The sequence below is a fragment of the Bradyrhizobium sp. genome (assembly GCF_047605465.1).
Classification (GTDB): domain Bacteria; phylum Pseudomonadota; class Alphaproteobacteria; order Rhizobiales; family Xanthobacteraceae; genus Bradyrhizobium.
This window is the reverse complement of sequence record NZ_JASGFS010000004.1, coordinates 245,431-257,543: the sequence shown is the minus strand read 5'-3', so window position 1 is coordinate 257,543 and position 12,113 is coordinate 245,431. Positions and strand designations below refer to the sequence as shown.

General features: G+C 65.2%; 11 protein-coding genes. 7 read left to right on the top strand and 4 right to left on the bottom strand.

Features of this window, described 5'->3' with window-relative positions; genetic code table 11:
• Positions 1 to 193 precede the first annotated feature (193 nt).
• Positions 194 to 1,624: an aldehyde dehydrogenase family protein gene (locus QM712_RS06625; protein WP_415022267.1), complete on the top strand. Its 1,431-nt coding sequence runs from the start codon at positions 194 to 196 to the stop codon at positions 1,622 to 1,624.
• Positions 1,625 to 1,905: 281 nt separating this feature from the next.
• On the opposite strand, the gene QM712_RS06620 is transcribed toward QM712_RS06625, so the two are convergent.
• Positions 1,906 to 2,868 (bottom strand): SMP-30/gluconolactonase/LRE family protein, encoded by a 963-nt coding sequence (locus QM712_RS06620; protein WP_415022266.1) that lies wholly within the window; start codon positions 2,866 to 2,868, stop codon positions 1,906 to 1,908.
• 91 nt (positions 2,869 to 2,959) lie between these two features.
• Between QM712_RS06620 and QM712_RS06615 the strand changes: the two genes are divergently transcribed.
• Together QM712_RS06615 and QM712_RS06610 are read left to right on the top strand one after the other, a co-directional pair.
• Positions 2,960 to 3,784, top strand: a complete 825-nt coding sequence (locus QM712_RS06615) for an NAD-dependent epimerase/dehydratase family protein (RefSeq protein WP_415022265.1) — start codon at positions 2,960 to 2,962, stop codon at positions 3,782 to 3,784.
• 136 nt (positions 3,785 to 3,920) lie between these two features.
• On the top strand, positions 3,921 to 4,901 hold the full coding sequence (locus QM712_RS06610) for a Bug family tripartite tricarboxylate transporter substrate binding protein (RefSeq protein ID WP_415022264.1): 981 nt from the start codon (positions 3,921 to 3,923) through the stop codon (positions 4,899 to 4,901).
• 34 nt (positions 4,902 to 4,935) lie between these two features.
• Here QM712_RS06610 and QM712_RS06605 read toward each other — a convergent pair whose 3' ends face one another.
• On the bottom strand, positions 4,936 to 5,619 hold the full coding sequence (locus QM712_RS06605) for a GntR family transcriptional regulator (protein WP_415022263.1): 684 nt from the start codon (positions 5,617 to 5,619) through the stop codon (positions 4,936 to 4,938).
• Positions 5,620 to 5,794: 175 nt separating this feature from the next.
• Here QM712_RS06605 and QM712_RS06600 point away from each other — a divergent pair, with 175 nt between their 5' ends.
• From QM712_RS06600 to QM712_RS06585, 4 genes are all read left to right on the top strand, one after another.
• Positions 5,795 to 7,513: an IlvD/Edd family dehydratase gene (locus tag QM712_RS06600; RefSeq protein ID WP_415022262.1), complete on the top strand. Its 1,719-nt coding sequence runs from the start codon at positions 5,795 to 5,797 to the stop codon at positions 7,511 to 7,513.
• 61 nt (positions 7,514 to 7,574) lie between these two features.
• A complete protein-coding gene (locus QM712_RS06595; RefSeq protein WP_415022261.1) occupies positions 7,575 to 8,570 on the top strand; it encodes a TRAP transporter substrate-binding protein in 996 nt (331 codons plus the stop codon).
• A 154-nt stretch (positions 8,571 to 8,724) separates the two neighbouring features.
• Entirely contained in the window at positions 8,725 to 9,303 is a 579-nt protein-coding gene (locus QM712_RS06590) for a TRAP transporter small permease (RefSeq protein ID WP_415022260.1), read from the top strand.
• The gene (locus QM712_RS06585) at positions 9,300 to 10,640 is read left to right on the top strand and encodes a TRAP transporter large permease (RefSeq protein WP_415022259.1); all 1,341 of its coding nucleotides are present in this window, start codon (positions 9,300 to 9,302) and stop codon (positions 10,638 to 10,640) included. The genes QM712_RS06590 and QM712_RS06585 overlap by 4 nt, the downstream gene beginning before the upstream one ends.
• Here QM712_RS06585 and QM712_RS06580 read toward each other — a convergent pair.
• On the bottom strand, positions 10,633 to 11,214 hold the full coding sequence (locus QM712_RS06580; RefSeq protein ID WP_415022258.1) for a histidine phosphatase family protein: 582 nt from the start codon (positions 11,212 to 11,214) through the stop codon (positions 10,633 to 10,635). The genes QM712_RS06585 and QM712_RS06580 overlap by 8 nt on opposite strands.
• Complete coding sequence (locus QM712_RS06575; RefSeq protein WP_415022257.1) at positions 11,211 to 12,005, bottom strand: enoyl-CoA hydratase/isomerase family protein; 795 nt, start codon at positions 12,003 to 12,005, stop codon at positions 11,211 to 11,213. The genes QM712_RS06580 and QM712_RS06575 overlap by 4 nt, the downstream gene beginning before the upstream one ends.
• Between the last annotated feature and the right edge of the window lie 108 nt (positions 12,006 to 12,113).

Below are 12,113 nucleotides of genomic sequence, written 5' to 3'. Positions count from 1 at the left end.
AAATGGATTTCCGGTTCGCGCGTTCGGCGCGGTCGGGAATGAGCGCCGGCCACCTTGCCACACTCGCGCCACCGGCTCATATAGTCCCTGTCTGCCGCAATGCTGGCCCCGCATATGGCGGGTTCTATTGCTGGCGCTTTCGTGCAAGGATGCCTGCCGAAACGCCCCCTCCATCCCCAAGAAGAGGTTAACGATGGTCAATCGTATGCAATTCTACATCGACGGCGCCTGGGTCGATCCCGCCGTCAAGAAGTCCACGCCCGTGGTCAATCCGGCGACGGAAGAGGCGATGTACGAGATTGCGCTCGGCTCCAAGGCCGACGTCGACAAGGCGGTCGCCGCTGCCAAGCGCGCCTTTGCAACTTTTTCCCAGACCAGCCGCGAGGAGCGCGTCGCGCTGCTCACCAAGGTCATCGAGATCTACAAGGGCCGTCTGAAGGAGATCGGTGCGTCCGTCTCCGACGAAATGGGTGCGCCGCTGCCGATGGCGGAGAAGCTCCAGGCCGGCGCCGGCCTCGGCCATCTCATGACCACGCTCGACGTGCTCAAGAACTATCATTTCGAGGAGCCGGTCGGTACCGCGATGGTGCTGCGTGAGCCGGTCGGCGTGGTCGGCATGATCACGCCCTGGAACTGGCCGCTGAACCAGATCGCCTGCAAGGTCGCGCCCGCGCTCGCCGCCGGCTGCACCATGATCCTGAAGCCGTCGGAGTTCACGCCGACCTCTGCGCTGATCTTCGCGGAAATCCTCCATGAAGCCGGCGTGCCGAAGGGCGTGTTTAACCTCGTCAACGGTCTCGGCCCCGAGGTCGGCGCCGCCATGAGCGAGCATCCCGACATCGACATGATCTCCTTCACCGGCTCGACCCGTGCCGGCATCGACGTTGCCAAGCGCGCGGCTCCGACCGTGAAGCGCGTCAGCCAGGAGCTCGGTGGCAAGTCGCCGAACGTCATCCTCGAAGGCGCCGACCTGCAGAAGGCGGTGACCGGCGGCGTGATGCACATGTTCAACAACTCCGGCCAGTCCTGCAACGCGCCCTCGCGCATGATCGTGCCGTTGTCGAAGATGAAGGAAGTCGCCGCGATCGCGAAGGCTGTGGCCGACAAGACCAAGGCGGGCGATCCGCGCGCCGACGGCACCACCATCGGCCCCGTGGTCAATCGCGGCCAGTGGGACAAGATCCAGGCGCTGATCAAGAAGGGCATCGACGAGGGCGCAACGCTCGTCGCCGGCGGCCCGGGCCTGCCCGAGGGCGTCAACAAGGGCTTCTACGTCCGTCCGACCATCTTCGCCGACGTCACCTCTGACATGACGATCGCCCGCGAGGAGATCTTCGGACCGGTGCTGACCATCATCGGCGCCAAGGACGAGGCCGATGCCGTGCAGATCGCCAACGACACGCCCTACGGTCTTGCCGGCTACGTTACGGCCGACACGGTCGAGAACGCCAAGCGCGTCGGTCGCCAGATCCGTGCTGGCAACGTCAACCTCCAGGGCGTTCCCAACGACCGCACCGCGCCGTTCGGCGGCTACAAGCAGTCGGGCAACGGTCGCGAGTGGGGCAAGTACGGCCTCGAGGACTTCCTCGAAGTGAAGGCGGTCGCCGGCTTCAACGCGGCGTAAGCCTCGCAGCCTGACCAGACATGACGCCGGAGCGGGAAGCCGCTCCGGCGTTTTTCGTTTCGTGGTGACGCGGTTGCCTTCTCTCCGTCGTTGCGAGCGAAATAATCCAGACTCGTTCGTCAGCGACAGTCTGGATTGCCTCGCGTCGCTCGCAATGACGTAGGAGGGATCTCGCAGGGTAGGCAAAGGTGCGCAGCGACGTGCCCACCATGCGACGACGAGCAAGACGTGGCGGGCACGTCTCGCTCTGTGACGCTGCGAGACCATCATCGCGGAAAGCGTCAGCCCCCCAGTGCGCCCTGCGTGTTCACATACAGCGCGTAGATCGACTGGCTCGCCGCCATGAACAGGCGGTTGCGCTTGACCCCGCCGAAGCAGAGGTTGGCGCAGCGTTCGGGCAGGGCGATGCGGCCGATCATGACGCCGTCGGGTGCGAACACGACGACACCGTCGAGTTCGGGATCGCCCATGCCCCAGCCGCACCAGAGATTGCCGTCGATGTCGCAGCGCATGCCGTCCGGCGTGCCGGGACCCGCGTCGACGAAGATGCGCTTGTTGGAGATCTTGGTCCCGTCCGCGGAGACGTCGTAGGCGAGGATCTTGCGGTTCGGCACGCCGCGCGATTCCACGACGTAGAGGATTTTCTCGTCCGGCGAGAAGCACAGCCCGTTCGGGCCGAGCACGCCCTCGGCAACGATGGTCGCCTTGCCGGTCGCGGGATCGAGCCGGTAGACGTTCGGGTCGATCTCCGGTTCCGCCTTGTAGCCCTCGTAATTGCCGAGCAGGCCGAAGGTCGGGTCGCTGAACCAGATCGAGCCGTCGGATTTGACCACGACGTCGTTCGGCGAGTTCAGCCGTTTGCCGCCGAACGAATCCATCAGCACGGTGATGGTGCCGTCATATTCGGTGCGGACCACGCGCCGGCCGCCGTGCTCGCAGGTGATCAGCCGGCCCTGGCGGTCGCGCGTGTTGCCGTTGGCGAAATTGGAGGGCTTGCGAAAGACGCTGACGGCCCCCGTTTCCTCTTCCCATTTGATGATGCGCTGGTTCGGAATGTCGCTGCACAGAAGGTAGCGCCCGTCGCCGAACCACACCGGCCCCTCGGCCCAGCGCAGGCCTGTCGCGAGCCGCTCCACGGCCGACAGCTTCAGCCAGTATTTTTCGAAGCGCGGGTCGAGTGCGCGGATCGCCGGATCGGGGTAATAGGTCGCCGGCCGCCAGCCCTGGGACGATGCTTCTGTCATTTGCTGTTCTCGTCGTTGCGTTCCCTCTGGCCAAGTCTGCTATCATCTGGGACGAATGACCGCAAATCGGTCGCCAACGACGAGGGAAGAAATGCCGCGCATCTTGATGACGGGAGCTTCGGGCGGGATCGGCACGCGCCTGCGGAAACTGCTGCCGCCGATCTATCCGGACCTCCTGCTCAGCGATATCCGCGCGCCCGCCGACCTCGCACCGAACGAGAAATTCAAGGCGGCGGATTTGTCCGACATGGCGCAGGTCGAGGCGATCTGCGAGGGCGTCGACGGCATCATCCATTTCGGCGGCTATTCGGTCGAGGGACCCTGGGACGACATTCTCCAGGCCAACATCATCGGGGGCTATAATCTGTTCGAGGCCGCCTACAGGAAGGGCGTCAAGCGGGTGGTGTTCGCCTCGTCGAACCACGCCGTCGGTTTCTATCCGCGCCACCACAGGATCGGCACCGACGTCACCGCGCGCCCCGACGGCCGCTACGGCGTCAGCAAGGTGTTCGGCGAAGCGGTCGGCGCGCTCTATGCCGACAAGCACGGCCTCAAGGTGACCTGCATCCGCATCGGCAATTTCGGCGACATGCCGCTCGACCAGCGCCGGCTCTCGATCTGGCTGAAGCCCGACGACCTCGTGCAGCTCTGCAGGATCGGGCTCGAACATCCCGACATCCATTTCGAGATCTTCTACGGCGCCTCGCTCAACGATCGCGCCTGGTGGGACAATCACCGCGCCTACGAGTTCGGTTATCGCCCGACCGGCCGCTCCGAGGATTTCCGCGAGCACGCGATGGCGGAGCAGGCCAAGCTGAAGCCGGATCCGGTCGGCGACCACTACCAGGGCGGCTCATTCTGCAGCAACGAGTTCGACGGCGACGCGAGCCGCATCGTCGACTGGAACAAGCGCTAGGCGATGTGTTGACTTCGTCGCGCATGCGCCTGCGGAGATCGCCGGCGCATGTTGGTCAAGTCGACTGACCGAACTCCGAGACTCCTCTGCGGGAACGACGCGTTTGGTGATAGCGTTGGCGGAACGGGAGGACGTCATGGACCTTCTCCGCCGGCAATGTCTGCGAATGGTGGTCGGCGCTGCCGCGCTGTCCGCGTCCCGGTGCGTTGCCGCCGCACCGAGCTATCCGGTGCGTCCGGTGCGGATGATCGTCCCGTTCGGGGCCGGTGGAAACGCCGACGTCTTGGGGCGCATCCTCGGCGAAAAGCTCTCGGAGCGTATCGGGCAGCAATTCTACATCGAGAACATCAGCGGCGCGGGCGGCAATATCGGCATAGGTCGCGCGGCGCTGGCGGCGGCAGACGGATATACGATGCTGGTCGCGGTGCCCAGCTATGTGACCAATCCGCTCCTGTACGACAACGTTCCCTACGATGCCCACAAGTCGTTCGATCCGGTGACGCTCGCGGTCAGCACGACCATCGTGCTTGCGCTGTATCCCGCTTTGCCGGCCCGGACGATCGGGGAGCTGATCTCGCTCATCAGGGCTGATCCCGGCAAATACAATTACGCGACGGCGGGTGTGGGATCGCCGGGCCATCTGCTCGGAGAGATGTTGCGCCAGTCTCTCGATCTCGACCTGGTGCACATCCCGTACAACAGCGCGGCGCTGGCGATGGCCTCGACGATCGGAGGCCACACCTCGATGTGCCTCGCTGCTCCGGCACCGATCGTGCCGGAGGTGAGGGACGGCAACCTGCGGGCGCTCGCGGTCGCGTACCGGACGCGGCTGCAGGCGCTCCCGGACGTTCCCACCATGGCCGAAGCCGGCCATCCCGAGATCGAGTTCGACAATTGGTTCGGCGTCTTCGTCCCGGCCGGAACGCCCGGCGAGATCATCGCCTTCCTCAACCACGCGATCGCCGAAAGCATGAGGAAGCCGGATGTGAAGGGACAATTGGAGCAGCTCGGGTTCGCCCCGGTCGGCAGCACGCCGGAGGAATTCACCGCGCAGATCGGGACCGAGCTTGAGAAATGGGCCAGGGTGATCCGGGCGGCCAGGATCAGGGCGCAGTGAGATCCGGTTGGCGCGCGCAGCGCCGCGGCACGTGCTAACGCCCGGGCTCGGCGGCGATACGTGCCAGGTAATCCGACTTGCTGAACTGCATGTGGTCGACGCAGAGCTGGGCGAGCGCCCAGCTGTCGCGTCCCCTGAGCAGCTCGATCATCAGTTCATGCTGGCGACGCGATTGCGCCAGTCCCTCGCGGTCGGCGAGATTCTTCGCGCGCATCGGCAGCGTCAGGTTCATGTAGTCCTGCAGCGAGCGCACCAGATAGGGATTGCCGCAGGCTCCGAACAGCGCCACGTGGAAGGCGTCGTTGGCCTCGTGGATGCCGCGCAGGTCCTGCAGATCGGCCTTGGCGCAATAGCGCCGCTGCAATTCGCCGAGCTCCTCGATCAGGCTTTGCGGTGCGGGCAGGGGGATCATCAGCGCCGCCTGCCGGGTCAGCATCTCGCGGACCTCGTAGATCTGACGCACCTCGTCCGCCGAATAGAACCGCACGGTCGCACCGACATTCTTCTCGCGGCGGACGATGCCGCGCCGCTCCGCCTCCACCAGCGCCTGGCGCACGAAGTGCCGCGACGTGCCGTAGCGCGACATCAGGGCGTCCTCGGTCAGGCGCGCGCCCGGCGGAAGTCGGCCGAAGATGATGTCTTCCTCCAGCCGCGCGACGACGTCGTCCGGATCGTCACGCCGGATCGTCATGGCATCTGCGGTGCGAATGTCGGACATCCCTCTCGGCCTCCGGCGTCGGCCGGTTCGCTCTGTGGAGCAGGGAAGCCTCAGATTGTCAATAATTGATGCCCCCGGGCGCAGTCCAAATCAGAAAGCGCGACGATATGGACCAATCTTATTGACAATCGGGGGGCAGACTGTACCACAATGGCAGCTTGGAAGGAGCCGTATGATGACGAGTGGTTTGCGCAAGGGTCTGACGAGCTATGGCGATGCCGGCTTCTCCCTGTTCCTGCGCAAGGCGTTCATCAAGGCCATGGGCTATTCCGACGATGCGCTGGAGCGCCCGATCGTCGGCATCACCAACACCTACAGCGATTACAATCCCTGCCACGGCAACGTCCCGCAGATCATCGAGGCTGCGAAGCGCGGTGTGATGCTGTCCGGCGCGATGCCGTTCGTGTTTCCGACCATCTCGATCGCGGAGAGCTTCGCGCATCCGACGTCGATGTATCTGCGCAATCTGATGGCGATGGATACCGAGGAGATGATCCGCGCCCAGCCGATGGATTCCGTGATCGTCATCGGCGGCTGCGACAAGACGCTCCCCGCGCAGGTCATGGCCGCGATCAGCGCCGACCTGCCGACGGTCGTCATTCCGGTCGGACCCATGGTGGTGGGCCATCACAAAGGTGAGGTGCTCGGCGCCTGCACCGATTGTCGCCGGCTGTGGGCGAAATACCGTGCCGGCGACATGGACGATGCCGAGATCGAGGCGGTCAACGGCCGCCTCGCGCCGTCGGTCGGCACCTGCATGGTGATGGGCACGGCCTCCACGATGGCCTGCATGATTGAAACAATGGGCCTCTCGCTGCCCATGAGTGCGACGATCCCCGCGCCGCATGCCGAGCGCTTCCGCCTCGCCGAGGCCAGCGGCCGGGTTGCTGCCGAGATGGCCAAGACCAAGGGCCCGAAGCCGAGCGAGTTGTTGACGCCGGCCTCGTTCAGGAACGCGCAGGTCGTGCTGCAGGCGATCGGCGGCTCGACCAACGGCCTGATCCATCTGACGGCAATGGCGCATCGCTCGCCGCACCGGCTCGATCTCGAGGTGTTCGACCAGATCGGCCGCGAGGTGCCGGTGCTGGTCGACCTCAAGCCGTCCGGTGAGCACTACATGGAGCATTTCCATCACGCCGGCGGTGTGCCGAAGCTGCTGGCGCAACTCGGCGACCTCGTCGACCTCGATGCGAAGACGATCACGGGCCAGACGCTGCGCGACGTCGTCGCGAATGCGGAGGACGTGCCCGGCCAGGACGCGATCCGTCCGCGCGACAATCCGATCAAGAAGGAAGGCGGTCTCGCCGTCCTGCACGGCAATCTCGCGCCGCGCGGAGCGGTCATCAAGCAGTCGGCGGCGAGTCCCAAGCTGTTGCAGCACACCGGGCGCGCGGTGGTGTTCGAATCCGTCGAGGACATGACCTTGCGGGTCGATGATCCCGATCTCGACGTCACCGCCGATGACGTCCTCGTCCTGCGCAATGCCGGCCCGAAGGGCGCACCCGGCATGCCCGAGGCGGGCTACCTGCCGATCCCCAAGAAGCTGGCGCGCGGCGGGACCAAGGACATGGTGCGGATCTCGGACGCGCGCATGAGCGGGACCGCCTTCGGCACCATCGTGCTGCATATCACCCCGGAATCCGCCGTCGGCGGGCCGCTGGCGCTCGTGCGCAACGGCGACATGATCCGGCTCGACGTCGCCAGGCGCAGCATCGAGCTGCTGGTCGATGCCGCCGAACTGGAACGCCGCCGCACCGGCCTGAAGCCGCCTGCGGCGCCGGAGGAAGCACGGCGCGGCTACGCCTGGCTGTTCAACGAGACCATCCTGCAGGCCGACGAGGGCTGCGACTTCGATTTCATGCAGAGGACTGGGCCAGGGACTGGGAAGGGGTGATCAACCACCCGGACGAACGCTCAGACCGCTGAAGCGGCGGGCGATAAAACAGGGGGAAACGATGATTGCACGATCCATGCGTGGGTTGGCGGTTGCGGCCGCCATGCTGTTCACCAGCGGAGCCGGGGCACAGGAGGTGAAGCATTATCGCTTCGCCTACGACCAGCCGCGCAACACCGGCTATTCGGTCGCCGGCGACCTCTTTGCCGACAAGCTCAAGGAATTGAGCAAAGGCACAATGATCATCGACCAGTATCCCGGCGCGCAGCTCGGGCAGGAGCCGCAATTGCTGCAGCTCGTGAAGGCCGGTGACATCGAATTCGCGATCATCTCCTCCGCCAACACCGCGACGATCTCGCCGCAGGCCGGCGTGATGTCGCTGCACTTCCTGTTCCGCGACGAGAACCACGTCATCAAGGGGCTGGCTGATCCTCGCGTGTTCGAAGCGCTCAGGACCATGATCGACGAGACCACCCAGGGCCTGCACGTCATCGCGACGGGCTCGCAGGGCGTGCGCCACATGTACTCCAAGAAGGAGATTCACAATGTCGGCGACATCAAGGGCCTGAAGGTCCGGGTCCAGGCGACCGCGACCGAGGACACCATGTTCCCCGCCTATGGCGCCCAGACCGTGCACATGCCGTTCGGCAGCGTCTACACGAGCCTGCAGACCGGGGTCGTCGACGTCGCCGAGAACAGCATCAACGTCTATCTCGTCAACAAGCACTACGAGGTCGCCCCCGTCCTGAACATCACCGAGCATGAAGCCAACAATGCGCTGGTGTTCGTCTCCGACAAGCTCTGGCAGAGTCTATCGGCGGAGCAGAAGCAGTGGGTGCAGACCGCAGCGAGCGAGATCAGCCTGAAGGAGCCGGCGAAGGCCTTCGAGCTGGAGCGGGCCGCGGCCGAGAAGCTCAAGAAGATGGGCGTCAAGGTCGTCGACAACGTCGACAAGAAGAGCTTCACGGCGATCGCCGATCCCTATCTCGACAAGCTCGCCAAGGAACTCGGCCCGCACGCCGAGAAGATCAAGGACCTGATCCGGTCGATCAACTAGGTCGCCGCGCAGGCGGTCTTCCGCGTCGTCCCGGCGAAGGCCGGGACCCATGACCACAGGATGGAGTTCGGCGATGACTTTGATCGCCGGCTCGCGCAACAACTCCCTTTCGGGTTTATGGGTCCCGGGCGTCGCCGGGACGACGGAGAGGTCAATGGCCATCGCCGACAAGCTGGTCCTGAAGCGGCAGCGCCATCTGAAATGGCGGTGGCTCGACTGGCTCGAGCTGACGCTGATGATCCTGTGCGGGGCGCTCTGCTTCGGCTTCTCGCTGTCGGTCGCCGCCGACATCGTCACCCGGACCATCGGTCATCCCTGGCTGTGGCTTCAGGAGGTCACCTCGACGCTGTTCATCTACGCGATCTTCGTCGGCACGGCGGCGGCGACCCGGCGCAACGACCACCTCTATCTCACGGCGATCTCGGAGGCGATGCAGGGAACGCCGCGCCTGATCGTCGAGGTCGTCATTCGCCTCGTCGTCCTCGGTGTCGCCTTCTGCCTGATCTGGTACGGCTACCAGAACTATCTGCGCGGCTTCGGCAGTTTTCGCCTCCCGTCGGGTACGCCGATCGCCTCGCTCTACGCGATCATCCCGTTGTCGGGCATTCTGGTCGGCCTGTTCACGATCGAACAGCTCGTCAACGGCCTGCGAAACGGGTTCGATCATCCCGAGCCGCCGGACGAGGAAGCCGCGCCGGCCGTCGACGGCACGCAGGTGAGGGCGCAGCCGTGAGCGCACCCGTCGTCCTGACGTTGATGTCGATCTGCTTCCTGTCGTTCGGCTATCTCGGCGTGCCCGTGCCCTTTTCGCTGATGGCGGGCGTCTTCGTCGGCGCGATCCTGTCCGACGTCTCGCTGGCGGCGATCATCCAGAAGATTTTCGACGGCGTCGATTCCGAAGCGCTGCTCGCGATCCCGTTCTTCCTGCTGGTCGGCGAGCTCATGAGTTCGGCGAACGTGGTGGTGCGGATAGCGAACCTGTCGGTGTCGCTGGTCGGACACATCCGGGGCGGCTTGTCGCAGGTCGTCGTCGTCTTCAGCATGTTCTTCTCGGAAATGTCGGGATCGACCACCGCCGACGTCGCCGTCATGAGCCGCGCGCTGGGCGGTCCGATGAAGCGCGAGGGCTATGAGCCCGCCTTCATTGCCGCGATCATCGCCTCCGCCTCGACCATTGCGGCGCTGGTGCCGCCGAGCATCACGGCCGTGGTCTACGGCGCGGTCGGAAATGTCTCCATCGCCGGCCTGTTCATGGCGGGTGTGGTGCCGGGCCTGATGATCGGTTTCGGCTTGATGATCTACTGCTATTTCTTCGGCCCGTCGGGCCTGCGCAAGCCGCGCGCGCCGCTGCGGCAGGTAGTATTCGCGGCCGGCGATGCGGCCCTGCCGCTGATGATCCCGGTGATCCTGCTCGGTGGCATCCTCACCGGCTGGTTCACGCCGACCGAGGCGGGCGTCGTCGCCGTGGTCTGGATCATCCTGGTGGTGATCCCGGCGCTGAATCGCGGCCACCTCAGGAAGATACCTTACGATTTCTGTCTCGCGGGCCTGATCTTCTCGCTGCCGCTGATCACCATCGGCGCCGCCAACGCCTTCGGCTGGATGCTCGCTTACTTGCGTGGCGCGAGCTACATCGCCGACTGGATCACCTCGATCGCCGGCAACGACCCGCATTTGATCATGCTGCTGATGGTGCTGCTGTTCACCGTGGTCGGCGATTTCATCGAGCCGGTGCCGACCATCATCATCTTCATGCCGCTGGTCAACACGCTGACGGAGGCGGGTGACATCAACGGCGTTCATATGGGCGTGGTGCTGATCGCCACGCTGGCTTTCGGCCTGATCACGCCGCCCTATGGGCTCGTGCTGCTGATGGCGTCGAAATTCGTCGGCATCAGCTTCGCCAAGGCCTTGCGCGCCGCACTGCCGATCTATGTCGTGTTCTTCGCCACCATCGCGTTCGCGATCTACTTCCCGAGCGTCGTGCTGTGGTTGCCGCGTCAGGTCCTGCCGGAATCGGTCGGCTGCTTCAAGTCGCCGGCGGGTGTCGGCTACATCTGTCCTAAGTGACGATCTGCTCGACGCGCCAGTGCGCGGCGTCGCGGACATAGCGGAACGGCGTGCCGTGGCTGTTCTTGAAGTAGCCGCCGGTGAGCGACTTCGCCATGCCCTGCATCACCGCGTCATGGCAGACGAACAGGAAATGGTCGTCGGGGTGCCGCTCCAGCCAGAGTGAGACGCAGGCGAGCGATCGCTCGGTCATGGCGCTCCAGGCCTCGCCGTCATCGGGCAGGATCGAAACCAGCCCTTCCGCCGATTTGACGCCGCGCGCGGCCATGGTGTCGCGAACGGGCAGGCCCTCAAAACTGCCGAAGTCGAATTCGATGATGCCGGAATCCACGGCGACCGGCACCGAGACGGCCGCGCCGATGATCTCGGCCGTCTTCAGCGCGCGCAGCAATGGGCTGCTGACGATGCGGGTGATGCTCGCGCGCTGCAGCACGCCGGCCGCATCGTGCGCATGTGCAAGCCCGTCCGCGTTCAGCGGATTGTCGGTGCGGCCCTGGAAAAGTCCCTGCCTGTTCCAGTCGGTCGCGCCATGGCGCAGGCAGCAGAACGAGCGCGGAGGCGTCGGCGCGCTCACTTGCCCTTGCTCGTGAATTTTTTCACGGCGACACGAAACTCCTCGGTGTTCATCGCCATGATGATCTTGTGCTCCTCGGCGTCGAGCTGCTGTTTCACCGGCGTGGTCGCGGCCTGATAGACCAGCGACTTGGTGCCGGCGATCGCGGCGGGTGGATTCTGCGCCAGCCGTTCGGCGAACTGCCGTGTCGCCGCCTTCAACTCGGCTGCGGGAACAGTCTTCGCGACGAGACCCCACTGATGAGCCTGCTGCGCGGTGAAATTGTCCTCGGACAGGAAGATCTGCAGCGCGCGACGGGATCCGACCGTCCCGACGATGCCGACCGTGCTGCCGCCGTCGGGCGAAACGCCGATTTTGGCATAGGCGGGCGTGAAGCGCGCGTCGTCCGCGGCGATGCAGAGGTCGGTGACGAAGGCGAGGCCCATGCCGGCGCCGGCGGCCGAGCCGTGGACGCTGGACAGCGACAGCTTCGGCATCCGCCGGATGATGTCGATGAAGGCATGGTAGTGCTTCAGCAACTCGCCGACGACCGGCGTCACCGTATTGGCTTCGGCCGCGGCGCCGATGGTCTGCAGGTCGCCGCCGGCAGAGAAGGCGCGGCCTTCGCCTTCGATGACCACGACCCTGATGTCGTCGTCGCCTTCGATATAGGTCGCGAGCTGTTCGAGCTTCTGCGCGATCGCGAGGTTGATCGAGTTGAACGCCGCGGGGCGGTTGAGCGTGATCGTCGCGATCGGGCCATCGATCCGGAGCAGGGCGGGATCGTCGGGATGGGAGACGGGAGCTGACATCGGGGGATTCTCCGGCAGGAGGTCGTTTGCGCAACTAAATCGCAGAAGGCGCGGGGTGACAATCCCCGCTGCCGGCAGCCGGCCGATGCCCTTGCGCCGGGCGGAACG

Excerpts from the sequence above, each read along its gene's own strand:
- QM712_RS06590 (WP_415022260.1), top strand. The coding sequence starts at position 8,725 with ATGGCCATCGCCGACAAGCTGGTCCTGAAGCGGCAGCGCCATCTGAAA.
- QM712_RS06625 (WP_415022267.1), top strand. The coding sequence starts at position 194 with ATGGTCAATCGTATGCAATTCTACATCGACGGCGCCTGGGTCGATCCC.
- QM712_RS06615 (WP_415022265.1), top strand. The coding sequence starts at position 2,960 with ATGCCGCGCATCTTGATGACGGGAGCTTCGGGCGGGATCGGCACGCGC.
- QM712_RS06575 (WP_415022257.1), bottom strand. The coding sequence starts at position 12,005 with ATGTCAGCTCCCGTCTCCCATCCCGACGATCCCGCCCTGCTCCGGATC.
- QM712_RS06595 (WP_415022261.1), top strand. The coding sequence starts at position 7,575 with ATGATTGCACGATCCATGCGTGGGTTGGCGGTTGCGGCCGCCATGCTG.
- QM712_RS06605 (WP_415022263.1), bottom strand. The coding sequence starts at position 5,619 with ATGTCCGACATTCGCACCGCAGATGCCATGACGATCCGGCGTGACGAT.
- QM712_RS06600 (WP_415022262.1), top strand. The coding sequence starts at position 5,795 with ATGACGAGTGGTTTGCGCAAGGGTCTGACGAGCTATGGCGATGCCGGC.
- QM712_RS06610 (WP_415022264.1), top strand. The coding sequence starts at position 3,921 with ATGGACCTTCTCCGCCGGCAATGTCTGCGAATGGTGGTCGGCGCTGCC.
- QM712_RS06620 (WP_415022266.1), bottom strand. The coding sequence starts at position 2,868 with ATGACAGAAGCATCGTCCCAGGGCTGGCGGCCGGCGACCTATTACCCC.